At 67.4% G+C, this 23,960-nt stretch carries 24 protein-coding genes; 9 read left to right on the top strand and 15 right to left on the bottom strand.

All coding sequences use genetic code 11. The features are described 5' to 3' along the window. Window positions 1-84 precede the first annotated feature (84 nt). From BKA04_RS07675 to BKA04_RS07665, 3 genes are all read right to left on the bottom strand, one after another. Window positions 85-576 carry a DUF1801 domain-containing protein gene (locus BKA04_RS07675; protein ID WP_104095892.1) on the bottom strand — a complete coding sequence of 164 codons (492 nt, stop codon included), beginning with the start codon at window positions 574-576 and terminating at the stop codon, window positions 85-87. Between the two features lie 72 nt (window positions 577-648). Continuing rightward, window positions 649-1,893, bottom strand: a complete 1,245-nt coding sequence (locus BKA04_RS07670) for an RNA polymerase sigma factor (RefSeq protein ID WP_104095891.1) — start codon at window positions 1,891-1,893, stop codon at window positions 649-651. Next, window positions 1,890-2,249, bottom strand: a complete 360-nt coding sequence (locus BKA04_RS07665) for a YciI family protein (protein ID WP_104095890.1) — start codon at window positions 2,247-2,249, stop codon at window positions 1,890-1,892. The genes BKA04_RS07670 and BKA04_RS07665 overlap by 4 nt, the downstream gene beginning before the upstream one ends. A gap of 184 nt (window positions 2,250-2,433) precedes the next feature. On the opposite strand from BKA04_RS07665, the gene BKA04_RS07660 reads away from it, so the two are divergent. Further along, window positions 2,434-3,750: an MFS transporter gene (locus BKA04_RS07660; protein ID WP_104095889.1), complete on the top strand. Its 1,317-nt coding sequence runs from the start codon at window positions 2,434-2,436 to the stop codon at window positions 3,748-3,750. A 156-nt stretch (window positions 3,751-3,906) separates the two neighbouring features. Here BKA04_RS07660 and BKA04_RS07655 read toward each other — a convergent pair whose 3' ends face one another. After that, window positions 3,907-4,593, bottom strand: a complete 687-nt coding sequence (locus BKA04_RS07655; protein WP_104095888.1) for a Type 1 glutamine amidotransferase-like domain-containing protein — start codon at window positions 4,591-4,593, stop codon at window positions 3,907-3,909. Window positions 4,594-4,698: 105 nt separating this feature from the next. Here BKA04_RS07655 and BKA04_RS07650 point away from each other — a divergent pair, with 105 nt between their 5' ends. Then, a complete protein-coding gene (locus BKA04_RS07650) occupies window positions 4,699-5,283 on the top strand; it encodes an HhH-GPD-type base excision DNA repair protein (RefSeq protein WP_104095887.1) in 585 nt (194 codons plus the stop codon). Between the two features lie 114 nt (window positions 5,284-5,397). Then, window positions 5,398-5,775, top strand: coding sequence for a thioredoxin family protein (locus tag BKA04_RS07645; RefSeq protein ID WP_104095886.1), 378 nt, complete (start codon window positions 5,398-5,400; stop codon window positions 5,773-5,775). A gap of 33 nt (window positions 5,776-5,808) precedes the next feature. Here the strand turns inward: BKA04_RS07645 and ypfJ are convergent, their stop codons facing one another. Further along, the gene (ypfJ, locus tag BKA04_RS07640) at window positions 5,809-6,690 is read right to left on the bottom strand and encodes a KPN_02809 family neutral zinc metallopeptidase (protein WP_104095885.1); all 882 of its coding nucleotides are present in this window, start codon (window positions 6,688-6,690) and stop codon (window positions 5,809-5,811) included. 12 nt (window positions 6,691-6,702) lie between these two features. Beyond that, entirely contained in the window at window positions 6,703-7,158 is a 456-nt protein-coding gene (locus tag BKA04_RS07635) for a MarR family winged helix-turn-helix transcriptional regulator (RefSeq protein ID WP_232842000.1), read from the bottom strand. A 106-nt stretch (window positions 7,159-7,264) separates the two neighbouring features. On the opposite strand from BKA04_RS07635, the gene BKA04_RS07630 reads away from it, so the two are divergent. Continuing rightward, entirely contained in the window at window positions 7,265-8,884 is a 1,620-nt protein-coding gene (locus tag BKA04_RS07630; protein WP_104095884.1) for an MFS transporter, read from the top strand. Between the two features lie 174 nt (window positions 8,885-9,058). Here BKA04_RS07630 and recQ read toward each other — a convergent pair whose 3' ends face one another. Further along, the gene (gene recQ, locus BKA04_RS07625; protein ID WP_104095883.1) at window positions 9,059-10,885 is read right to left on the bottom strand and encodes a DNA helicase RecQ; all 1,827 of its coding nucleotides are present in this window, start codon (window positions 10,883-10,885) and stop codon (window positions 9,059-9,061) included. 111 nt (window positions 10,886-10,996) lie between these two features. Between recQ and BKA04_RS07620 the strand changes: the two genes are divergently transcribed. The 4 genes from BKA04_RS07620 to BKA04_RS07605 all read left to right on the top strand — a co-directional run bounded on the left by BKA04_RS07620 (window position 10,997) and on the right by BKA04_RS07605 (window position 15,557). After that, entirely contained in the window at window positions 10,997-12,178 is a 1,182-nt protein-coding gene (locus BKA04_RS07620) for an ROK family transcriptional regulator (RefSeq protein WP_104095882.1), read from the top strand. Window positions 12,179-12,294: 116 nt separating this feature from the next. Next, window positions 12,295-13,389, top strand: coding sequence for a sugar ABC transporter substrate-binding protein (locus tag BKA04_RS07615; RefSeq protein WP_232841999.1), 1,095 nt, complete (start codon window positions 12,295-12,297; stop codon window positions 13,387-13,389). A gap of 93 nt (window positions 13,390-13,482) precedes the next feature. Continuing rightward, window positions 13,483-14,304, top strand: a complete 822-nt coding sequence (locus BKA04_RS07610) for an ATP-binding cassette domain-containing protein (RefSeq protein ID WP_174719823.1) — start codon at window positions 13,483-13,485, stop codon at window positions 14,302-14,304. After that, entirely contained in the window at window positions 14,301-15,557 is a 1,257-nt protein-coding gene (locus tag BKA04_RS07605; RefSeq protein ID WP_104095880.1) for a sugar ABC transporter permease, read from the top strand. Before BKA04_RS07610 ends, BKA04_RS07605 begins: the two co-directional genes overlap by 4 nt. Before the next feature lie 154 nt (window positions 15,558-15,711). Here the strand turns inward: BKA04_RS07605 and BKA04_RS07600 are convergent, their stop codons facing one another. The 4 genes from BKA04_RS07600 to BKA04_RS07585 all read right to left on the bottom strand — a co-directional run bounded on the left by BKA04_RS07600 (window position 15,712) and on the right by BKA04_RS07585 (window position 18,986). Beyond that, on the bottom strand, window positions 15,712-15,948 hold the full coding sequence (locus BKA04_RS07600; RefSeq protein ID WP_104095879.1) for a DUF2249 domain-containing protein: 237 nt from the start codon (window positions 15,946-15,948) through the stop codon (window positions 15,712-15,714). Further along, window positions 15,938-16,243, bottom strand: a complete 306-nt coding sequence (locus BKA04_RS07595; RefSeq protein WP_134542260.1) for a hypothetical protein — start codon at window positions 16,241-16,243, stop codon at window positions 15,938-15,940. The genes BKA04_RS07600 and BKA04_RS07595 overlap by 11 nt, the downstream gene beginning before the upstream one ends. A gap of 65 nt (window positions 16,244-16,308) precedes the next feature. Continuing rightward, the gene (locus BKA04_RS07590; RefSeq protein ID WP_104095877.1) at window positions 16,309-18,408 is read right to left on the bottom strand and encodes an acyl-CoA dehydrogenase family protein; all 2,100 of its coding nucleotides are present in this window, start codon (window positions 18,406-18,408) and stop codon (window positions 16,309-16,311) included. A 134-nt stretch (window positions 18,409-18,542) separates the two neighbouring features. Next, window positions 18,543-18,986 (bottom strand): OsmC family peroxiredoxin, encoded by a 444-nt coding sequence (locus BKA04_RS07585; protein ID WP_104095876.1) that lies wholly within the window; start codon window positions 18,984-18,986, stop codon window positions 18,543-18,545. Window positions 18,987-19,154: 168 nt separating this feature from the next. On the opposite strand from BKA04_RS07585, the gene BKA04_RS07580 reads away from it, so the two are divergent. Next, the gene (locus tag BKA04_RS07580; protein WP_104095875.1) at window positions 19,155-20,048 is read left to right on the top strand and encodes a DMT family transporter; all 894 of its coding nucleotides are present in this window, start codon (window positions 19,155-19,157) and stop codon (window positions 20,046-20,048) included. Window positions 20,049-20,060: 12 nt separating this feature from the next. Here the strand turns inward: BKA04_RS07580 and BKA04_RS07575 are convergent, their stop codons facing one another. The 4 genes from BKA04_RS07575 to kynA are packed head-to-tail and all read right to left on the bottom strand — an operon-like array spanning window position 20,061 to window position 23,944. Beyond that, window positions 20,061-20,867 (bottom strand): PaaX family transcriptional regulator, encoded by an 807-nt coding sequence (locus BKA04_RS07575; RefSeq protein ID WP_104095874.1) that lies wholly within the window; start codon window positions 20,865-20,867, stop codon window positions 20,061-20,063. Then, window positions 20,864-22,069, bottom strand: coding sequence for a kynureninase (locus BKA04_RS07570; protein WP_104095873.1), 1,206 nt, complete (start codon window positions 22,067-22,069; stop codon window positions 20,864-20,866). The genes BKA04_RS07575 and BKA04_RS07570 overlap by 4 nt, the downstream gene beginning before the upstream one ends. Beyond that, complete coding sequence (locus BKA04_RS07565) at window positions 22,066-23,061, bottom strand: amidohydrolase family protein (RefSeq protein ID WP_104095872.1); 996 nt, start codon at window positions 23,059-23,061, stop codon at window positions 22,066-22,068. The genes BKA04_RS07570 and BKA04_RS07565 overlap by 4 nt, the downstream gene beginning before the upstream one ends. Window positions 23,062-23,089: 28 nt before the next feature. Further along, window positions 23,090-23,944: a tryptophan 2,3-dioxygenase gene (kynA, locus tag BKA04_RS07560; RefSeq protein WP_104095871.1), complete on the bottom strand. Its 855-nt coding sequence runs from the start codon at window positions 23,942-23,944 to the stop codon at window positions 23,090-23,092. Window positions 23,945-23,960: the final 16 nt, after the last annotated feature.

Below are 23,960 nucleotides of genomic sequence, written 5' to 3'. Positions count from 1 at the left end.
CTGCAAGAGCAGGGGCTTCGTTTCCTCGAGTAGGGTCAGGGCAACCTCAGTTTCCCTGAGATACCACCGGATCTCGCGGTGAACTCACTTCCTCCTGCCGCCGACACCCGGCCGGGACGTGATCTGCCTCATCCAGTCTGCGAGCTGCATCTCGTCGAGATCGTCGAGGGATGCGAGCTCGACTCCGCGCGTCGCCTTGCCCATCCCGACCGGCGTCACCGGCGGCACGGGGTCGAGCGTCACGCCGTTCACGAACATGAGCTTCACGTTATCGGCGAATCCGCCGCTACTGAAACACCATCCATCGCCCACCCCGTAGTAGGCCATACCCCACTTGACCGAACGCTCGAGGCCAGGCAGCGTCTTCGCTGCGAGCGCATCGATCGCCTCGGCGATGCCGCGCTGCGGCTGCGGCAGGTGCGCGATGTAGTCGAAGACGGGCTCGTCGCCATCTGCCGCTTTCGCGGGGCTCGCCCGGCCGGTCATGGACTCCTTGAGCGTGAAGGTTTCCGACTCTGCGGCCGTGCGCCTAACGGGTTTCCGGACTTTGCGCGTGACGTCTTCGCTGGTGGCCATGACGAATGGTAGCCCCGGATGGCGATGCAGAAGAAGGGCGGATATGGCCCACCGGCCCAGGGTCCCAGCGGCTCAGTGGCCGAGCTGGTCGCGGCGGCGCGTCAGATGCGCGACCTCGGCCGAGTTGCCCGCGAGTGCGATCGCGCGGTCGTAGGCAATGCGCGCGTCGGCCGAGCGTCCGAGGCGTCGCAGCAGGTCCGCGCGCGTCGCGTGGAAGGCGTGGTAGTCGTCGAGCGCGGTCGCGAGGCGCTCGACGGAGGCGAGGGCGACATCCGGACCGTCGAGCTCAGACACCGCGATCGCACGGTTGAGCGCCACGATCGGGCTCGGGTTTACGCCTGCGAGCTGATCGTAGAGCGCGAGAACCTGCGACCAATCGGTGTCGCGCGCGTCGGGCACCGACGTGTGGACCGCGTTGATCGCAGCCAGCAGCTGGTAGCGACCGGGCACGGCCTCGCCGCGGGCCACGGCATCCACACGCTCGCGCACGAGAGCGATGCCCTCGACGATGAGCGCGTGGTCCCACGCGCCCCGATCCTGCTCATCGAGTCGCACGAGCTCACCGGATGCCGAAACGCGCGCGGCCGCCCGCGCCTCGGTCAGCAGCATGAGGGCGAGCAGGCCGGCCACCTCGCCGTCGTGCGGAAGAAGCTCCCGCACGAGCCGCGTCATCCGGATCGCCTCCGCCGTGAGCTCGCGACGCACCGGTTCGGACTCGGTGCCCGAAGCGAGGTAGCCCTCGTTGAAGACGAGGTAGAGCACGGCGAGCACCCCGGCGACCCGCGCCGGCAGGTCGTGCGCCTCTGGGACCCGGAACGGGATGCCGGCGGCCCTGATCTTGCCCTTCGCGCGCGTGATGCGCTGGCCCATCGTGACCTCCAGAACGAGGAACGCGTGGGCGATCTCGGGCACGGTCAGGCCACCGACCATCCGCAGGGTCAGCGCGACGCGGGCCTCCATCGAGAGCGCCGGATGACAGCAGGTGAAGAGCAGGCGCAGCCGGTCGTCGTCGACCGCGCCCGCGGGCTCGGGCGGACTGTCGTCGTGAAGCATGAGCGCCTCCTGGTGCTTCGCATCGCGCCGCGCCTCCCGCCGCAGCCGGTCGATCGCCTTGCGGCTGGCGGTCAAGGTGACCCAGGCACCCGGGTTCGGGGGAATGCCGTCGCGAGGCCACCTCTCGACCGCGGTCGCGAAGGCCTCGCCGGCCATGTCCTCGGCGAGGCCGAGATCGCCGAACCGACGGGTGAGCGAGGCAACCACCCGCGCCCACTCCTCACGGTGGACGCGGGTGATCGCCTCGGCGACGGCGTCCGTCACACGCTGCCCGTCGGGCGGACCTCGACCTTGCGTCCGCACGCCTTCGAACCCTCGGCGGCGAGCATGAGCGCCGCATCGAGATCCGGAACGTCGACGATCCAGAGGCCCGCGAAGTACTCCTTCGACTCGAGGTAGGGCCCGTCGGTGAAGATCGGCTCCGCCCCGGTGCCGTCGACGACGGTCGCGGTCGACGGCTCGGTCAGGCCGTTCGCGTAGACGAAGCTGCCCTCCTCCCTGAGCCTGTCGTTGAAGGCGCCGGTGGCTTCCATCTGGGCATCGCGTTCCTCCTGCGTGCCGTACGTGTCGAACTCGCCATAATCGCTCGGACCCCAGACCACCAGAAAGTAGTGCGCCATGAGCTTTCTCCCTTCACGCGGGGCGGCCCCGTCGGCCGCCTCTCACTGGTACCACGAAGAACGGTGCGCCATTTCGACATCCTGGACCAGATTGCCGGAAATCGGATGACGAGTGCGGCAGATCTCGCCGGGAGCGATGAGCGGCGCTCCTAGACTCGAACACGACCCCAACGGATCGAGTCGCATGACGGACCCAAACGAGCGAGAAGCGGCGCCGCCTCCGCGCGACGTGTTCCGGCATCCGGGGTTCCTGCGGTTCTGGACCGCGGAAACCGTCTCCGGCTTCGGCGACTACGTCACGGTGCTCGCGCTGCAAGTGCTCGTCGTCACGACGCTCGGCGGCACGGCAGTGGATGTCGGGCTCCTGGGTGCCTCCCGCTGGCTGCCCTACCTGCTGTTCGGTCTTGTCCTCGGCGTGCTCATCGACCGAAGGCGACGACGCCCCGTCCTCATCGCCACCGACCTCGGATGCGCCGTGCTGCTCGCACTCATCCCCGTGCTCTGGTGGCTCGGATGGCTGAGCCTCCTCGCCGTCCTCGCCATCGCCTTCGCGTACGGGACCCTCACCCTCATGAACGACTCCGCCTCGCAGTCCTACCTTCCGCGCCTCGTCCCGCGCAGCGCCCTTCTCGCCGCCAACGCCCGCATCGACCAGAGCGGCGCGGTCGCCCAGACCACCGGCCCGATCGTCGGTGGCGCGCTCATCTCCGCGCTGACCGCGCCGATCGCGATCCTCGTGGATGTCGCCAGCTATCTGGTCTCCGCGCTCACGCTCTCGCGCATCCGGGTCGGCGAACCCGCAGCGAACCCGCCCGACGGGCGCCGCAGCCTGTTCGCCGAGCTCGCCGAGGGCCTGCGCTGGGTGTACCGGCACCGGATGCTCGCCCCGCTCGCCATCGCGACCCACGTGTGGTTCCTGTTCAACAGCATCCTGGGCACCGCCTTCGTCGCCTTCGTGCTCCTGGGCCTGCACCTGGACGCCCTCCACCTCGGCATCACCCTCGCGACGGCCGGCCTCGGCTCGCTCGTCGGAGCCCTCTACTCGACCCGGCTCGGCATCCGGTGGGGCGCCGGACGGACCGCGATCGTCGCCAACCTGCTCATGCCGCTCGGGTGGGTCGTCGTCGCGCTCGCGCCGGGAGTCGGCGTCGCGGCAGGTGGCGTGGGTGCCGGCGCGGGCATCGACCCGGGTGCCGTGGTCATGGTGGTCGGCATCCTCTGCCTCGGCCAGTTCATCTTCGGCGCCGGGATGGGCCTCGAGAACGCGAATACGCTCGGCTACCGGCAGTCCGTGACCCCGGATGCCCTCCAGGGGCGCATGAACACGTCCATCCGCTCGATCAATCGCGCGATGATCGTCGTCGGAGCACCGATCGGCGGCATCCTCGCCGAGACGATCGGCTATCGCGAGGCGATGTGGATCGGGATCGCCGGGCTCATCGTCGTCGCGATCATCCTGGCGGTGTCGCCGTTCCGGCGGGCGCGGCACGGCGACATCTGATTCTGCGGGCACAATGCTGAGGTCGACTGCGATGCGGATGTTCGAACCGGCGCATCGCGGACGGGTGGGGTGAGTCGAGGCGGAGTGAGTCGGAGCGGGCCGAGTCAGGGCGGGCTGAGTCGGGGCGCGGCCCGGGCGGTCCCTGAAACCACGACCTCAGGGCTCGAACAGTTTCCAGGTCCCCTCCGAGACAACCTCGACGACGCCGTCGACGACCCTGATGGCCGTCTCGTCGTCGATCGCATAGGTCGGAACCGGGATGCCGGCCGCCCACTTCCCGATGTTCTCGAGCGTCGTGTCCTCCATATCCTGATGATTCAGGTGCGGGTACAGGGTGAAGTCAACGAACCCGAGCGCGCGCTCGCCGCCCACCGCCATGTCGCTGCCATCCGGAACGAACGCGAGATCGAACTCGAAATCAGGGTTGTACGGGGTCAGCGCGATGCTGCCGGCGCTCACCCCCACGTAGACCAGGTCATCCAGTGACGGCAGGAGGTCGGCGAGCCCGGACTGCCGCATCCAGTGGACCAGATACAGCACATCGCCGCCCCACACGAGCAGCGCATCCGCCTCCCGCACCGCCGGCACCCAATACTCGTCCCGGATGCTGGGCAGCGCCGTGAGCTCCATCACGCCCACCGACTTCCAGCCCAGCCCGCACAGCGGATTCTCCGACGCACCGGTGATCGCCTTCCACGCCTGCTCGGGCCCGCCGGGGAACGGGTAGATCCCGGTGGGGATGAACAGGGCAGTGGACTCGGCGATCGGCTTGCCGAGCAGCGAGACGAGCGCATCGGAGATGCTCCGGTTCCGGATGCCGGACGAGGTGAGAAGCATCTTCATGGCTACTGTTCCTACTCTTGTGCACCGACAACGGCAAGCAGCCGCCGCACGCGTCAGCGCCGAAGACGCCGGTACCGTCGCGGGATGGAGTGCGAGAATGGCGGCATGGGACTCCACCTGACCGGCGACGACTCCGCCGACGCGCTCCTCACCGACAACCCCTTCGCACTCCTGGTGGGCATGCTCCTCGACCAGCAGGTGCCCATGGAGACCGCGTTCGCCGGCCCCGCGAAACTGCGCGACCGCCTGGGCGCGATCGACCCCGCCACGATCGCCGGCTGCGACCCGGATGCTTTCCTCGAGGCGTTCCGGATGTCGCCGGCCGTCCACCGCTTCCCCGCGTCCATGGCCACCCGCGTGCAGGCGCTGGCCGCGGCGGTGCGCGACGACTGGGGCGGCGACACGGCCGCGATCTGGACATCCGCCGGCCAGGATGGCAGCGCCCCCAGCGGCGCAGAGATCCTCCGACGGTTGCAGGCGCTGCCCGGCTTCGGCGAGCAGAAGGCGAAGATCTTCCTGGCCCTGCTCGGCAAGCAGCTCGGCCTCACCGCGGCCGACTGGCGCGAGGCGAGCGGCCATTACGGCGACCCCGGCTCTCATCGCTCCATCGCCGACGTCACGAATGTCGAATCGTTGAAGCTCGTCCGCGAGGCGAAGAAGGCGATGAAGGCAGCCGTGAAGAAGAGGTAGCTCGGGCGTGATCCCGGGACTTGCTTCGCCGACCGTCGAGGCGACCATAGGAATACCGCGGCGACTCGCCACGTTGGTCACACTGACATCGATGAACACAGCAAAGGATGTGCCATGCCCACCGTGAACCTCACCGGCGAAGACTTCGAGACGACTGTCACCGCACCCGGAATCACGCTCGTCGACTTCTGGGCTGCATGGTGCGGCCCGTGCCGCCAGTTCGGCCCCATCTTCGACAAGGCGAGTGACGCCAACACCGACGTGACCTTCGCGAAGGTCGACACCGACGCCGAGCAGGCGCTGTCCGGGGCGATGGGCATCACCTCCATCCCGACCCTCATGGCCTTCCGCGACGGCGTGCTCGTGTTCTCCCAGCCGGGAGCACTGCCGGGCCACGCACTCGACCAGGTGATCACGGCCGTGCGCGAACTCGACATGGATGAGGTGCACGCGAAGATCGCGGCGATGAAGGAAGAGACGCCGGCGACCTAGCCGAGCAGGCGCTCCAGGACCACTGCCCGCCTTCTACGGATTCACGTCGAACGTGTTGCAGGCGGTCGGCCCCTTGTCGAAGCCGATCGAGAACCACTTCTGGCGCTGGGCGCTCGAACCGTGCGTCCATGACTCCGGGTTGACCTGGCCGGTCGCCTGCTCCTGGATGCGGTCGTCGCCGATCACCTGCGCCGCGTTGAGAGCATCATTGATCTGCTGCTTCGTGATCGGCTTCAGGAACGGGACACCGCTCGAGTCGGGGACCGTCGAGGCATCCTTCGCCCACGATCCGCCGTAGCAGTCCGCCTGCAGTTCGAGACGCACGGAGTCCGAGGTCGGCCCGGTCTGCTGCAGGTTCAGGTTGTCCATCGTGCCGAGGACGTTCTGGATGTGGTGGCCCCACTCGTGCGCAACGACATACATCTCGGCGAGCGGCCCGCCCGTCGCTCCGAACTGGCTGCGGAGCTCGTCGAAGAATCCGGTGTCGACGTAGATGGTCTCATCCGGCGGGCAGTAGAACGGGCCCGTCGCGCTCGAGGCGGTGCCGCATCCGGTGCTCGTCGAACCCGTGAACAGGACGAAGTCGGCCGGGGAGCGGTAGGTGAGACCCTCCTGCGCGAACATGCCGGACCAGTAAGCGTCGAGGGAGGCGGCGGCACCCTTCATGAGGCACTCGACGTCGTTGTTGGCATCGGCGCCGGTCTGGCACTGTTCCAGGTGGTCGGATGTCGTGGTCTGGGACTGCCCCGAATCGCCGAACATGCCCGCCAGCGGGGTGAGGTCGACGCCGAGCAGTGGGGACACGAGCGCGAGGATGACCGCCACGACCCCGCCGCCACCCACGGCGATGCCGGTGTTGCGACCGCGGCGGCTGACCTTGCCTGAGCCGATGTTGGAGTCGGGGTTGAACGTCATGGATTGACGTTACTACGGGCGCCAGCGACGCGCCGTACCCGCTTTGATGAGTTCGAGGAGCGCGTGGCGGAGCCCATCCGGGTCGGTGAGCGCCGGGAACACGTCGCTTTCGAGTGAGCGCGTCGACTCCCAGACCGCAGAGCCCGCCGCCGTCCGGGTCACGATGTGGCGGCGTCTGTCGCGCGGGTCGCGCTCGCGCAGCAAGTAGCCCTCGCGTTCGAGCCGGTCGAGCGTGCGGGACATGGTCTGGTTCTCGACGCGGGCCCGCTCGGCGAGGTCGGTCTGGTTCGTCGGCTCCTCGCCCAGTAGGTGCAGGGCGATGAGGCCGGCGTGGGAGAGTCCTCGTTCGTCGAGCGCATCCAGCCAGGCGTGTTCGACCAGCCGCGCTGCCGTCGACAGGAGCCGGCCGGTCGGCCATTCCGCCATCGGACCATGCTCGGCCTCTGCGGGTTCCTGGATCTCCTCCACGGGTTCAGGATAGCGCCCCGCGCCGGTCATAATCAGCCGGCTGATGATTTGCTCAGCAGGCTGACTATTCACTAAGCTGGCTTATCAATCCCGGGGAGCAACAGTCATGAAGTCACCGCGCGCCAAATGGTACGGGCTCATCGTCATCAGCCTGGCCGTGTCGCTCATCATCGTCGACTCGACGATCGTGAACGTCGCCATCCCGTCGATCGTCGACGACCTGGGGATCAGTTCGACGCAGGTGCAGTGGGTGCAGGAGAGCTACACGCTCGTGTTCGCGGCGCTCCTGCTCATGTTCGGCACGATCGCCGACCGAATCGGCCGGCGCAGGCTCCTCGTCATCGGCGTGACGATCTTCGGCGCATCGTCCGTGCTTGCCGCTCTCGCCTGGACGGGTGACCTGCTCATCGGGTTCCGCGTGCTGCAGGGAGTCGGCGGGGCCATGATCCTCCCCTCGACGCTCTCCATCATCAACGCCACTTTCCGCGGTCGCGACCGCGCCATCGCCTTCGCCGTGTGGGGATCGACGATCGGTGGGATGGCGGCCGTCGGACCGGTGCTCGGCGGCTGGCTGACCACCTACTTCTCCTGGCGGTGGGCCTTCGGAATCAATGTGCCGTTCGGCATCGTCATCATCATCGGCCTGTATCTCTGGGCCCTCGAGTCCCGCGAAAAGGGGACGCAGCGCATCGACCTCGTCGGTGCGGCATTGTCGGTGATCGCGAGCGGCGCGCTCGTCTTCGGTCTCATCGAGGGGCGCACCTACGGGTGGTGGCTCGCCGACACGGTTCCCGACATCGGTTCGTGGACGTGGCCATTCGACCTTTCGCCGATACCCGTCGTATTCCTCATCGCCCTCCTCGGACTCATCGGCTTCATCGCCTGGGGCGTGCACCGGGAGCGGGCGGGCAAGAGCACGATGCTCGCGTTCGGGCTCTTCTCCATCGCCTCATTCCGCAACGGGAATATAGCGGCGATGATCGTCTCGCTCGGCGAGTACGGCATCATCCTCTCCCTTCCACTGTGGCTTCAGAACGTGCTCGGCTACGACGCGCTGCAGACCGGGTACGTCATCCTTGCGCTCGCCATCGGATCGTTCGTGGCGAGTGGTTTCGCCGGCAGTTTCGGAAACCGGATCTCGCCGGTCTGGATCGTGCGGATGGGTATCCTCGCGGAAATCGTCGGTATTGTCATCGTCGGGCTCGTCATCTCCTCCGACACCCGGTGGTGGCTGATCGCCATCGGCTTGTTCGTCTACGGGTTCGGCATCGGCCTCGCGACGGCACAGCTGACCGGCGTCGTGCTCAAGGATGTGCCGGTCGAGCAGAGCGGGCAGGGCTCCGGCACGCAGAGCACGTCCCGCCAGATCGGAAGCGCGCTCGGCATCGCGGTCCTCGGCACGATCCTCTTCTCCAGCGTCGGCACATCGCTCGAGGCGCGGCTGGCCGAGAACCCCGTTCCCGAATCGGTGAAGAGCCAGATCGTCGATGCGGTCGTCGACAGTGCCGGCAATGCCATCCCCGGACTCGAGAAACGGGACGCCACGATCTACGCGGCGGCACGGGATGCGTTCAGCGACGGCACCCGCTTCTCCGCCTTCGCCGCGGCGGGCTTCCTCGCATTCGGGCTGCTCGCCACGCTGCGGCTCGACAGTCGGCGCCCCGAGTCGGCCGAACCATCCGCCTCGTCCGAGCTCGCAGCATCCGCGGCCCCGCCTGCGCCCTGACCCCGCCCCTCCCCTCCCTGCCCTGCTTTCTTTCTTTCTTCGTTGACTCGGGTCAATCCGTGGGTTACGCGGTCTTCACACCCGCAGATTGACCCGAGTCAACGAAGGCTGACGACGGACGGAGGGAGGGAGACGGGCGGCGGATGCGGATGGTGAATGCGGGTGGTGGGCGGGCTATGCCGCGCGCACCGCGGCGAGAACCTCGAGCAACTGCTCGCCGTACTTCGCCAGCTTCGACTCTCCGACTCCGGTGACGGTGCCGAGTTCGTCAAGAGTCGACGGATGCCGGGTCGCGAGCTCACGCAGCGTCGCGTCGTGGAAGATCACATAGGCCGGTACGCCCTGCTCCTTCGCAGCCGCCGCGCGCCACGCCCGCAACGACTCGAAGACGGGCTGGAGCGCATCCGGCAGATCGGCCACCGCGCTCCGCGCCTTGCGCGTCGCGCGCGTCGTGCGCTCCGGCTCACGGCGGAGATTCACGGTGCGCGAATTGTCGAGAACCCCCGCACTCGCATCCGTGAGGACCAGGGTGCCGAAGCCGTCGGAGTTCACGGCGAGCAGTCCCTGCGCGAGCAGCTGCCGAACGACACCACGCCACTCGGTCTCCGAAAGCTCGGTGCCGATGCCGAACGTCGAGAGGTCATCGTGGCCGTATTGATCGACCCTTGATGTCTGCCGGCCGAGGAGGATGTCGATGATATGCCCGGCGCCGAACTTCTGATTGCGCTCGCGCTGCAGCCGCACGACCGTCGACAGCAGCTTCTGCGCCGGAATCGTTCCATCCCAGGACTCCGGCGGGTTCAGGCAGGTGTCGCAGTTTCCACACGGCGAAGACTTCTCGCCGAAGTATGCCAGCAGCTGCATACGCCGGCACTGCACCGTCTCGCACAGCGCGAGCATGGCATCCAGGTGCGCGCTCAGCCGACGGCGGTGCGCGAGGTCGCCCTCCGACTGGTCGATCATCCGACGCTGCTGCATGACATCCTGCAGGCCATAGGCGAGCCATGCCGTCGACGGCATGCCGTCACGACCGGCGCGACCGGTCTCCTGGTAGTAGCCCTCAACCGATTTCGGAAGGTCCAGGTGAGCGACGAAACGGACATCCGGCTTGTCGATCCCCATCCCGAACGCGATCGTCGCGACCATGACCATGCCGTCCTCGCGCAGGAACCGCGCCTGGTTCGCAGCCCGCACCCGCGCGTCGAGCCCGGCGTGATACGGCAGCGCCAGGATCCCCTGCTCGACGAGGAATTCGGCCGTCTTCTCGACCGACGCGCGGGACAGGCAGTAGACGATGCCGGCATCCCCCGCGTGCTCTGTGCGCAGCAACTCGAGCAGCTGCTTCTGCGGCTGGTCCTTCGGCACGATCCGGTACTGGATGTTCGGCCGGTCGAAGCTCGCCACGAAGTGTCGGGCGTTCTCGAGCTGCAGGCGCTTCTGGATCTCGAGGTGCGTCTGTTCCGTCGCCGTCGCCGTGAGCGCGACCCGCGGCACGGTCGGCCAGCGCTCGTGCAGCATCGACAGGGCGAGGTAGTCGGGGCGGAAGTCGTGGCCCCACTGGGATACACAGTGGGCCTCATCGATCGCGAAGAGCGCGATCCGTCCCCGGTCGAGCAGGTCCGCGGTCGAGGCGACGGTGATCCGCTCCGGCGCGAGATAGAGCAGGTCGAGCTCTCCGGCGAGGTAGGCGCACTCCACCCGCGCTCGCTCCTCCGGTCCCTGCGTCGAGTTCAGGAACGCGGCGCGCACACCAAGGGCGGCAAGGGCATCCACCTGGTCCTGCATGAGGGCGATGAGCGGCGAGATGACGACGCCGGTTCCCTCGCGAACCAGCGCCGGGATCTGGTAGCACAGGGACTTTCCGCCGCCGGTCGGCATGAGCACGAGCGCGTCGCCGCCGTCGATGACGTGCCGGATGATGTCGGCCTGGTCGCCGCGGAACGCGTCGTATCCGAAGACCCGGTGCAGGGCTTCGAGTTCGGTGGAGGCGGCGGCGGTCATCCCCTGAAACGATAGCCGTACCCACTGACCGGCGGCAGCCGTCCCCGCTCAACGCGTCCGTCACACAACGAACCTTGCGGCCCCGGCGACGTCAACCTGTATCGTGTTCTCGTGGCATCCGAGAGGCGCACTCCCGGCTCGCAGACTTCATTACGTGAAGCCAACCGGGCCAGAATTGTCGACGCCATCAAGAAGCACGGCGGCCTGACCCAGGTCGAACTGGCCGGAGTGACGGGTCTGTCTCCCGCCACCGTCTCCAACATCGTCAAGGAGCTGTCGGCGGGCAAGGTGCTCCACACGACGCCCACCACGCAGAGCGGTCGCCGCGCGCAATACGTCACTCTCGCCCATGCTCTCGGCCTCGTCGCCGGCGTGCACTTCTCCACCCGGCACATGCGCATCGCCCTCGCGGATGTCGCCCACACGGTGGTCGCGGAACACCACCTCCCGCTCGCGAAGGACCACCGCGCCGACAACGAACTCGACCGCACGACGCTGCTCATCGCCGACATGCTCGACAACCTCAAGGCGTCGATGAACGAGGTCCTCGCCGTCGGCATCGCCATCCCAGCGCCGATGGACCGGAAGACCGGGACGATCGCGCACAGCGGCATCCTTCGCGGATGGGACGGCATCCCCGTCGCCGAGGTCATGAAGCGCAGGCTGAAGCGCCCCGTGTTCGTGGACAACTCGGCCAACCTCGGCGCCTTCGCCGAGCTGCGCATCGGCGCCGCCCGCGGAAAATCGGATGCCGTCTACATCGACGTCGGCGACGGAATCGGCGCGGGCCTCGTGATCAACGGCCAGGTCTACCGCGGGTTCAACGGCAGCGCGGGAGAGTTCGGGCACACCACGATCCAGGAGAACGGGCCCCTGTGCCGGTGCGGGAATCGCGGATGCCTCGAAGCGATCGCCGGCGGCTACGCGATCCTTGAGAACCTCAAGCCCACGCACGGAAACCTCAAACTCAACGACATCGTCACGAAGGCCATGGGCGGGGATGCCGGATGCGTGCGCGCCCTTGCGGAGGCCGGCAGGCACATCGGCGTGGCGGCCGCGAATCTCAGCAACCTGTTCGATCCGGAGAGGCTCGTCGTCGGCGGAGAGCTGTCGCGGGCAGGCGAGATCCTGATCGGTCCGATCCGCCATGCCCTCGAGCGATCGGTGATCGTCGACGAGGATTCGATGCCGGATATCGTCCAGGGACAGCTCGGCGCGCGGGCCGCGACACTCGGCGCGGTGGCCTTCGCCATCGACCGGGTCGCGATCGGTCCGAATGACAAAGTTGACTGAGAGTTAGCAAATCCTTGCGTTCAAGACTTGACGCCAAGACTTCGCCGGTGTCATGCTCAGTGCAGCCGCCAGCGTAGGCGGAACTCAACGGAGGTTTTTAGATGAAGATCGCCACCATGAGAGCGGTAGCAGTCACTGCCGCGCTCCTGCTCACAGCTGGGACCCTCGCCGGTTGTGCGAACGGTACCGACAACACGGGGGGTGACACCGGCGGCAACACAGCAAATGCCAAGATCGGTCTCCTCCTCCCCGACTCGGTCACCGCTCGTTACGAAAGCGCGGACAAGCCCTACTTCGAGGCCAAGGTCAAGGACCTTTGCCCAGACTGCTCAGTCCTGTACGCGAACGCTGACGGCGACGCCGCCAAGCAGCAGCAGCAGGCGGAGTCGATGCTCACCCAGGGCGTCAAGGTTCTCGTTCTCGACCCGTTCGACGGCGAAGCCGCCGCCGCCATCGTCGCGAGCGCCAAGGCCAAGAGCGTCCCGGTCATCTCCTACGACCGGCTCATCAACAGCGCCGACCTCAGCTACTACATCTCCTTCGACAACGAGAAGGTCGGTGAGCTTCAGGCCACCGCCCTCGTCCAGAAGCTGAAGGATGAGGGAGTACAGCCGGGCGACGGCGGCATCCTCATGGTCAACGGATCGCCGACCGACAACAACGCGAGCCAGTTCAAGGCCGGCGCGCACAAGGTCATCGACGCGAGCGGCTACAAGGTGCTCGCCGAGTTCGACACCCCCGGATGGGACCCGCCCAAGGCCCAGGACTGGGTTGCCAGCCAGATCACGCAGTTCGGTAGCCAGATCAAGGGTATCTACGCGGCCAACGACGGCACCGGTGGCGCGGCGATCGCCTCGCTGAAGGCAGCCGGCGTGAGCCCGATCCCGCCCGTGACCGGACAGGACGCCGAACTCGCCGGCATCCAGCGCATCCTCGCCGGCGACCAGTTCATGACCGTCTACAAGGCCCTGAAGCCCGAAGCAGAGCGCGCAGCCCAGCTGGCCGTGGACCTCGTCAACGGCAAGACGGACAAGGGCGATGTCACGGTGAAGACCAAGGGCGGAGCCGACATCCAGTCGTTCCTGCTCACCCCGGTCGCCGTGACGATCGACAACATCGAGAGCACCGTCGTCGCCGACGGGTTCTACACGGCAGCGGAGATCTGCACAGCAGACTACGCAGCCGCCTGCGCCAAAGCAGGAGTCAAGTAAGTCGCGCACCCGGTCGGGGCCGCTAGCCAGCGACCCCGACCGGGTGTACGTTCGCACCGAGGTGAGCAAAGCATCCGTATCGAAGGAGATATCGTGACCCTGGAAGCCCCCCTGGCCGCCAAGCACCCGCTGTCCAAGGAGCCGGTGCTCAGCCTCCGCGGCATTTCCAAGAACTTCGGCGCCGTCCAGGCGCTCACCGATGTCGACATGGACATCTTCGCCGGTGAGGTCGTCGCCATCGTCGGCGACAACGGCGCAGGCAAGTCCACCCTCGTCAAGATCCTCGCCGGCGTGCACGGGCCGGATGCCGGAACCATCGTGTTCGACGGCCGCCGGGTGACGATTCCCACCCCCGCCGCGGCGAGGGCCCTCGGCCTCGCCATCGTGTTCCAGGACCTCTCCCTCTGCGACAACCTCGACGTCGTCTCGAACCTGTTCCTCGGGCGCGAGGTCGGCGACTTCACGCTCAACGAAGAGGAGATGGAGAAGCACTCCTGGACCCTCCTCCGCCAGCTGTCCGCGAAGATCCCCTCGGTGCGCATCGCCGTCGCCTCCCTCTCCGGCGGGCAGCGGCAGACCGTCGCGATCGCGCGCTCGCTCATCGGTGACCCGCAGGTCGTCATCCTCGACGAGCCGACCGCAGCGCTCGGCGTCGCCCAGACCGCCGAGGTCCTGAATCTCATCGAGAACCTGCGCGAGCGCGGGCTCGGCGTCGTGCTCATCAGCCACAACATGGCCGACGTCCAGGCGGTCGCCGACCGGGTGGTCGTCCTCCGGCTCGGTCGCAACAACGGCGACTTCCGCATCCCCGATGTCAGCTACGAGGAGATCATCTCCGCCATCACCGGCGCAACGGACAACGCCGTCACGCGCCGCGCATCCGCCCACGAATCACACGAGGACAGCAACTCATGAGCAGGAACACGAGCGAGACCCCGGCCGAACTCGCGGCGGACATTCGCGACGAGCGACTCACCCGCCACGAGGGTATCGGCGGCGCTGTGCGCGCGTTCATCCAGCGGGTTCGCGGTGGCGACCTCGGTTCACTGCCGGTCGTCATCGGCCTCGTGCTGATCTGGGCGATCTTCCAGATCCTGAACCCGAACTTCCTCTCATCGAACAACCTCGTCGACCTGACGATGCAGAGCGCGGCGACCGGCACGATCGCGATCGGCGTGGTGCTGGTGCTCTTGATCGCACAGATCGACCTGTCCATCGGTTCGGTGAGCGGTCTCTCCGCGGCGATCCTCGCGGTCGGGATGACGCAGCTGGGCTGGCCGATTTGGCTCGCCATTCTCGCCGCCATCGGCGCCGCGCTCGTGATCGGTCTGCTCTACGGCATCCTGTACACGCGGTTCGGTGTGCCGACTTTCGTCATCACGCTCGCCGGACTGCTCGCCGTGCTCGGGCTGCAACTGAAGGTGCTCGGCCCGAACGGGTCCATCAACCTCCCCTACGAGTCGTGGATCGTCCAACTCGGGACGTCGATGTTCTTCCCGCCGTGGGCCGCGTACGCTCTCGCGATCATCGCCGCGCTCGGGATGTTCCTCTCCGACTGGTTCCGCTCGCGCCGGCGGGTGCGCGCGGGGCTCACCGGCGGAGCACTCTCGGTGATGTTCATCAAGGCGGGCCTCCTCCTCGCCCTGCTGCTCGTGGTGGTCTGGTACCTCGCCACCACGCGAGGAGTCGGCGTCATGTTCGTGCTCTTCGTCGCCTTCGTCGTCATCATGAACTTCTTCCTCATGCGCACCCGCTGGGGGCGCGCGGTGTACGCGGTCGGTGGAAACGTCGAGGCTGCCAGGCGCGCGGGTATCAAGGTCAATCGGATCGTCATCTCGGTGCTCATGCTTGGCACACTGTTCGCGGCGATCGGTGGACTGTTCGCCACGGGTCGACTCACGGCCGCGACGCTCTCGAGCGGCGGCGGCGACACGAACCTCGTCGCGATCGCCGCGGCGGTCATCGGCGGCACGAGCCTGTTCGGCGGTCGCGGAAGCGCCTACTCCGCGTTGCTCGGGATCTTCGTCATCCAGTCGATCTCGAACGGACTTTCATTGCTAAACCTGGACTCGTCGATCCGCTACATGATCACGGGCGCCGTGCTCCTGCTCGCGGTGATCATCGATGCGCTGTCGCGTCGCTCCCGCGCGACGCACGGCCAGGCCTAGCGCCCTCGTCCTCCTCCTCCCCGACCCGCGACCCCTCCCTCCTCCTCTCACCGTTGACTCGGGTCATTCTGCGGGTCACGACTGTGCTCAGGTCGCAGAACGACCCGAGTCAACGAAGAGCGAGAGGGGGAGGGCGCGGCGACGGCAGCGGGGGTCAGGGGGCGGCGACCCGGCCGATGCGCACGCGCCAGACATCCGGACCCTGCTCGAGGTAGTCCCAGCTGAACTCACCCGTGTGCTCCGCCTCGAACTGGTAGTACAGCGGCTTCGGGTCGTGATCGTTGACCAGGATGAACCCGTCGCCGGGCACCAACGCACCATACGTCTCGAAGATGAGCTGGTGGCGTCGCGCGGGGATCTCTTCCCGAACGTCGAGTTGGCTATCGGTCATGGTGTACTCCTTCTTCGTGGGTTGGATCCGCAGTGTCACCGTGATGGTGCGGAGAGTTCACAGGGTCTGGGAGCCGCGCGAGGAAGTGCATCGTGCCGTTGATGCGCTCGGCCGCGGCCGGGTCGGAGTGACGCAGCGCCTTCCATGCGCGCCCCGCGAGGCGACTGGCATCGTCGACGCGGCCGGCCTCACCGAGCTGTCGCAGCGCCCGGATGAGGACCTGCAGGATTTCGCCGTTCACCGGGGCGAAAGTGGAATCGCCCGTCCCCTGGCCGGGGGAGTCTGAGGGTGACACGTCGCACTTTCCGTGAATTCGTTGTACTGCCAGCGTAGCAAGCCGGATGAGTCTTCGGCCGGCCGCTACTTCTCCTTCTTCTCGGGAACCGGGGCATTCCCGGATGCCGCCAGCGCGCGGTAATACTCCCGCGCCTCCTCCTGGCGCTCGGCCTCGATCCCGGAGGAGATGGGCGCGCGCAGGTGCTCCTGCGAGTAGCCGAACGCATCCACCAGGTCCTGGGCATGCGGGCGCAGTCGAGCGAGCAGCCGGTCGATGTACGCCGTGATGGCTTGCGCCCGCTGCGGGGAGAGCCTCCCATGAATGAGGTACCAGGACAGGTGCTTCTCGATGAGACCGAGCCCGAACACGTCGTGCAGCCATTCCAGCACCTGCCGCGTTCCCGCATCCTCGATCTTGTCGAGCCCCCGCGTGAACGCCTCCCACTGCAGCAGTTCGCCGTGCGCCCGCGCCGCCTCGATGAGTTCGTTCTGCTGCGAGTTGAACAGCTCGGCCGCATCCTTCTTCGACATCCTGGACGCCGGGCGGAGGCGGCCGGCGAGTTCGGAGATCATCAGTTCGACGCGGTCGGTCAGGAGCTCGCGCTGCACGTTCGTCTCGCGCAGCTCCTTCACGCTGCGCGCGGTCGAACCGAAATCCCGGATGGTCTGGGCCACCGTGCGCAGGCCCGTTCCGTGGTATGCGGCCTCCGCCGCCTGCCCGACGACGTACGCGGCCAGCGCGCCGGCATCCGCGTTCGTGAACTTGGAGCTGAAGTCGGTGAGCAGGCGCTTGGCGACGAGTTGAAGCAACACGTTGTTGTCGCCTTCGAACGTGACGTACACGTCGAGGTCGGCTCGCAGGCCCACGAGTCGGTTCTCGGCCATGAAGCCTGCGCCGCCGCACGCCTCACGCGCCTCCTGCAGGGTGTCGAGAGCGTGCCAGGTGGACAACGGTTTGAGTGCGGCGGCGAGCGTCTCGAGGTCCTGCCGGTCTTCATCCGTGTCCGCAGCGCCGCTGAACACCGCGTCGAACTTCCGCAGCAGCTCGTCGTGCGCGAAGGTCTGCGCATAGGTGGTCGCGAGGCGGGTGATGAGCCGCCGCTGGTGGCGCTGGTAGTCGAGGAGCACCTCCTCCTCGTTCGTGCCCGCCGTGAACTGCCGCCGCTCGTTTCCGTACCGCACCGCGATCGCGAGTCCGACTGCGGATGCCGCCGTCGCGGCCCCGTCGAGGGAGACCCGTCCCTGCACGAGCGTTCCCAGCATCGTGAAGAACCGCCGGCCAGGACTGCTGATCGGGGAAGAATACGTGCCGTCCTCCGCGACATCGCCGTACTTGTTGAGCAGGTTCTCCCGCGGCACGCGCACGTTGTCGAACGCGAGCGTACCGTTGTCGATGCCGTTGAGACCGCCCTTCCAGCCGTCATCCTCGCCCTGGATGCCCGGCAGGAAACCGTTCTCGTCGCGGATCGGCACAAAGAGCGCATGAACGCCGTGGTTCACCCCCTTCGTCACGAGTTGTGCGAACACGACTGCCGCCCTGCCATCGCGCCCGGCGTTGCCGAGGAACTGCTTCCAGGCCGCGCGGAACGGGGTGTTGATGACGAACTCACGCGCATCCGGGTCGTACGTCGCCGTCGTGGCGATGCTCGCGACATCCGAGCCGTGTCCGATCTCGGTCATCGCGAACGCGCCGGGCAGCTCCAGGCTCATGACGGACGGAAGGAGCCTGCGATGCCGCTGGGTGCCGAGCTGCACGATCGCCGAACCGAACAGACCCCACTGCACTCCGCCCTTGATCTGCAGCGAAGGGTCGGCGGTGACGAGCTCTTCGAACGCCGTGATGTTGCCGCCGTTGTCCTCCAGCCCGCCGACCTCGATGGGGAACGCGCGGTGCACAGAGCCGTGCTCCACCAGGATGTGCAGTTGCGCCAGCGCTCGCTCGCGCTGCTCCTCCAGGGAGAGGCCGTCGAGCCGGTGCAGCGCGGGGTCCTTCACGAATTCGCGGGCCTCCCGGCGCACGTCCGCCCACGTTCCCATGAGGATGTCGCCGAGCGCGGCGACATCGACGACCGCTGGTGCGCCGTGCGCGGTGGATGCGGAGTCGATGTGGCCATCGATCTCGGCGTCCATGGAGCGCGGCACTCCCGACTTCGTCGTGCTCGCCCTGGATTTCGTGTCGGTCATCCCGCACTCCTTCCTCTTCTGCCCCTTAACGGTAGGTGCCCTCGCTGCGCGACGTTAATTCCCCGTGCGGGATGGACAAGCCGAACGCTGATTCGCGGGCCCACCGCTGTCGAGACCGGCCAACCCCTATACCGTCACGCGCCGCGATACTTCGCCTCGACGGTGATGTTCGCACCCGTGAACAGGCGGGAGATCGGGCAGATCTTCGCTGCCTCGTCCACGAGCGCAGTGAACCCGGCGGCATCCGTGCCGGGCACATCACCGTCGACGGTGATCGCCGACGAGACGATCGTGGGTACCCCGTCGACGGCATCCAGGGTCACCGTCGAACCGACCACGAGGGTCGTTGGTGTGAGCTTGTGCTCACCGAGCACGAGTGCGAGTGCCATCGAGAAGCAGGACGAGTGCGCGGCCGCCGCCAGCTCTTCCGGACTGGTCTTCCCGCCAGGGCTCTCCGTGCGCGCCGCCCAGGTGACCGGCAGGCCGTCGAGCGCGCCGCTCGTGCCATTCAGGGTTCCCGACCCCGTGGCCAGTGCCCCTTCCCACTTCGTCTCCACCATGCGCTGCGCGATACTCATCTTCTGCTCCCTTGAAACTCACTGGCGACCGCACGCCTGATCCTGCATCGACGATCTGGTCCCGCCTGCCGGCGCAGGCATTTTTGACCATATCACCGAGATCTGCTCGCGTTCTCAGGCTCCGTCCGGCTACCCCTAAAGTGGAAGTTCACGCCGCGATTGGTCCCCATGCTCACTGTTCTCATCGGCCTCACCGCCGCGCTCGTCTACGGCTCGGCCGACTTCATCGGCGGGATCGCGTCCAAGCGCATCAGTCCGATCCGTGTCACCGCGATCGGCGCGGCGTCCGGCCTCGTCATCCTGTTCGTCGCCCAGGCGATCGTCGGCGGCCGCTGGTCGTGGGAGGCGATGCTGTACGGCGGCATCTCCGGCATCACCGGTGCGATCGCGATCACCCTCCTGTATGCCTGCCTTGCGATCGGGCCGATGAGCATCCTCTCGCCGCTCACAGCGCTCGTGTCCGCATTCGTGCCGCTTATGGCCGGCGTCATCCGCGGCGAGCGTCTCCCGGTCTTCGGATACGTCGCGATCGGCATCGCACTCGTCGCGGTCGTCCTCGTCGGCTTCGTCAAGGAGGAAGGGGCGGTCAGGCCGAGCCTCAGGGCGCTGCTCATGGCCATCGGATCCGGTGCGATGATCGGCGCGTTCCTCATCCTCATCGATCTCACGCCTGACGACGCTGGCGTGGTTCCGCTCATCGCCAACCGTGCCGTCAACGGTGTCGTGATGTTCGCGGTGATCGGAGTGCTCGCGCTCGCGCTGAGGCGCCGCGACCGTTCGCCCGCGTCATCCCCGTCCGGCACCGTCGGGATGCTGAGCCGAGGCTGGAAGGCCGGATTCTGGCTCGCGGTGGTCGGCGGGATGATCGACGCGACGGCGAATGCCCTGCTGCTCGTGGGGCTGCGGCTCGGAAACCTGTCCGTCATCTCCGTGCTCACAGCGCTCTACCCGGCGGGCACGATCATCCTCGCGGCCGTTGTGCTGCGGGAACGGATTGCCCCCGTGCAGGTTGTCGGGCTCGTGCTCGCGCTCATCGCGGCCGCCATGCTCGCGCTCGCCTGACGAGCGCCGCCTTCAGCCGCCGACGAAGCGGTCGGCCGCGGGCGCGAGCTCCCACCGGAGTCGATCGAAGAGGGCGAGACTCTCGAAACCCGGCCAGTCTGCGGGGAGTACGGCCGGCTGGAGTCCGGGGTCGAGGTACGGGATGACCCGCCAGCGGTCCAGCATCACCACATAGTTGGCGAACGCGCTGCGCGGATCGCCCACCGGCCCCCACCCGCCGAACTCCCGGATGAATCGCCGGTGCAGGTCCGCGACAGCATCGAGATCCCACCAGCGACGCACCGCATCCGCGAGCGGGCCGTTCGGTTGCGGTGTGTCCGTGATGAACAATGTCGCGGCATGACGCAGCCGCAGGTCGAGGAAGATCGCCTCGACCTCGTCGGTGAGGGATGCCGGGCAGATCCACAAGCCCGTCGCGACCATCCCGCACCCGATCCAGGCCAGGCGCTTGCGAATCTGGTGGCGGGCGGCACGTTCGGACTCCGGCAGCGAGAAGGACACGAGGCACCACGGCCCTCCGTTGCGCTGCTGGCGGAGGTTGAAGATCCGCCGGTCGCCGCGCTCGAGCATGGGAACGGCATCCGGATTCAGGCGATACCCGGCCTGTCCGTTCACCGTCACGGGCAGCAGCAGTCCCTTGTTCTTGACCCTCAGCACGGCGGTGCGCGCGTGCGAACTCGAGACTCCCACGGCATCCAGAAGCCGGATGAGTTCCGCGACCGACACCGCACCACCGAGCCCGCGGAGGTAGGACCCCACGATCGTGCGCAGGAGCGAGGTGGCGCTTCCGGGTCTCGCGTCGAAGTCATCGAGGATCATGGCAGTTCCGCGGCGATCGCCTCGACCCCGATCTCGAGCTCCTCGAACGAGGTCGTGAGTGGTGACAGGCCGAGCCTCAACCCGTGCGGCCGTCGGAAGTCGGGGATGATGCCCTTCGCCCACAGGCGGGCGTTGACCTCGGCGAAGGACTCGTGGTCGACAGTGACATGACTGCCGCGCCGGGAAGGATCCCTGGGCGACGAGAGGGCGACGCCTCGGGGGATGAGCAGGTCGTCGACGAGGTCGATGGCGAACGCCGTGAGCCTCTCCGACTTCGCGCGAATCGCATCCATCCCCGCTTCGGCGACGATCGCGAGCATGTCCTGGATCGCGAGCATGCCGATGACGGAAGGGGTGCCGCTGAGGAAGCGCCGGATGCCGTGGTGCGGCTCATACTCCGGGCCCATGGTGAACGGCTCGCTCGTCCCCATCCAGCCCTGGATCGGCTGGCGGAACGCCTCCTGGTGTTCTGTCCGCACATAGCCGAACGCCGGCGAGCCGGGGCCGCCGTTGAGGTACTTGTACGTGCACCCGGCCGCGAGGTCGACACCCCAGGCATCGAGCTGCACGGGAACGGAGCCGACCGAGTGACACAGGTCCCAGAGCACGAGCGCGCCGGCTTCGTGGGCGAGCGCGGTGATCGCCTGCGCGTCAGCGAGATAGCCCGAGCGGTAGGCGACGTGGCTGAGGACGACGAGGGCGGTGTCCGGCCCGAGCACCTCCGCGACCTGCTCGGGAGTGACGCCGGCGTCGGGATCCGGGGTCACCCATCGAAGTGTCTTTCCGCACTCGGCGGCGATGCCCTGCAGGATGAACCGGTCGGTGGGGAAGTTGTCGGTGTCGACGATGATGTCGTTCCTGTCCGGGCGCGCATCGATCGCGGCGCGGATGAGTTTGTAGAGGATGACGGTCGTCGAGTCCCCGATGAAGACCTGCCCCGACGCCGCACCGAGGGTCACGGCGCCGATCTCATCTCCGACCGTGAGCGGCAGCTCGTACCACCCGTCATCCCAGCCTCGGATGAGCTGCGTGCCCCACTCCTCCGTCACGAACGACGACAGGCGTTCTGCGCTCGCCTTCGTCGGACGACCGAGAGAGTTGCCGTCCAGGTATGCACGCACGTCGTCGGCGCGGAAGAACCGGTCGCGATACCCGGCGAGCGGATCGTTCGCATCGAGAGTGCTGGATCGATTGTCGGTCATGTGAGGTGCTCCTTGATGTGCTGTGTGTCGATGAGCCGGGCGGAGGAGATCCAGGTCGCCGACCGTTCGCGGCCGTCGGGCGGAATGTGACTGAGATACCGGCCGAGCCCGCTCGCGCCGGCCGGTGCGATGGCGGCTGCGAGCGCATCCGGGTCGAGTCCCGCACGTTCGAGGGAAAGGAGTTCCCGCTTATTGACACCGAGGGGCAGCGGCCCGTTTCCGAGATCGGTGCCGTACCGGATGCGGCCGCCCGCGGCATGGAATCTCCGCAGGTTGTCGCTCGCGGTGGCGAAGTCGTCGCCGTAGTCTCCCCAGCCGTGGATGTCGAGGGTGCTCACCCACGTGGTGCTGTGCGACATGGCCGACAGGAGCTCATCGGAGAGTCGCTCCGACCAGGGTGTGTGCGCGAGCCGGTCCACTCCGGACCCGAATGCCCGCTGTGCCTGCCCGACACCCTGCGCGTGCGCGGCCACGATGACGCGGCGTTCGTGGGCGCGAGCGACCACCGCGTTCAGAGTGTCGTCGGAGAGAACGGGTCCGGCGTCGGAGTTCAGCGCGACCTTGATGAAGCCGGCTCCGGCTTCGAGTTGGGCGTCGACCGCCGCGGCGGCGGCGTCCGGGCCGTCGATTTCGAGCGCGGCACCGGGCGGCGCCCATCCGCTCGCCGTCGGGTAACCACCGGGGGCGGTGAGGAGCTGCCCCGCCATCGTGACGATCGGAAGGCCCGCGGCCCCCGGCCAGCCGCGCGCGACATCCAACGACCATCCGAAGTCGTCGACAGCGGCGATGCCTCCCGCCATGAGACGGGTCCCGTCGATGAGGCCCAGGTGCACGTGGGAGTCGCGGAAGCCCGGGAAGACCGTGCCCTCCAGGTGGCCCTCCGGATGCGGGTCACCCGGCCGTGCGAGACGGCAACTGCTGCCATCGGAGGCGACCGCCGCGCGACCACGCCACCCGTCGAGCCAGAGCTCATCGACCGTGAAGACGGTCATCGTCCCTGCCTCGCCAGGGTGCGGCTGATCACCCAATCTCGGTCCGCACCGCGAACAGTTCGGGGAAGAAGGTGAGGTCGAGTGCCTTCTGGAGGAAGCCGACGCCGCTCGAACCACCCGTGCCGCGCTTCATCCCGATGATGCGCAGGACGGTCTTGACATGGCGGAACCGCCACAGCTGGAAGTTGTCCTCGAGGTCGACGAACTCCTCGCACGTCTCGTACTCGAGCCAGTACTTCTCCGGGTCGTTGTAGATCAGCCGGAAGGTCTCGACGAGCTCCTCGTGCATGGCGTACCCCTGGGTCACGTCGCGCTCGAGGACGCTCGCCGGAACGGCGTGCCCGTGCCTGGCCAGATAGCGCAGGAACTCGTCGTACACGCTCGGTTCGTGCAGGAGCGTCTCGAGCAGCGCGTGGGCTTCCGGATGCGACTCGAACACCCTGAGCATCCCGGCATTCTTGTTGCCGAGCAGGAACTCGACCGCGCGGTACTGGTACGACTGGAACCCGGATGCGTTGCCGAGGTACCCGCGGAACTGCGCGTACTCGGACGGGGTGAGCGTTGCGAGCACCGACCACTGCTCGGTCAACTGCTTCTGGATGTGCTTGACGCGCGCAATGCGTTTGAGCGCGACCTGCAACTCGTCCTGCGCGATGAGCTCGCGCGCGGACAGCAGCTCGTGGCGCATGAGTTTCAGCCAGAGCTCGCTCGTCTGATGCTGGATGATGAACAGCATCTCGTCGTGGTGCACCGGGTCGCTCACCGGAACCTGGGCCGACAGCAGCCGGTCGAGCTGCAGGTAGGACCCGTAGCTCATCCGATCGTTGAAGTCCGTGACGATCTCGGACTCGATCTCGCGTTCGTGTGTCGTTGCCTCGGTCATTCCGACACACTATTAC

Source organism: Terrimesophilobacter mesophilus (assembly GCF_014200375.1).
Classification (GTDB): Bacteria; Actinomycetota; Actinomycetes; order Actinomycetales; family Microbacteriaceae; genus Terrimesophilobacter; species Terrimesophilobacter mesophilus.
The sequence above is the reverse complement of the archived record's forward strand: the minus strand, read 5'-3'. Positions and strand labels throughout refer to the sequence as shown.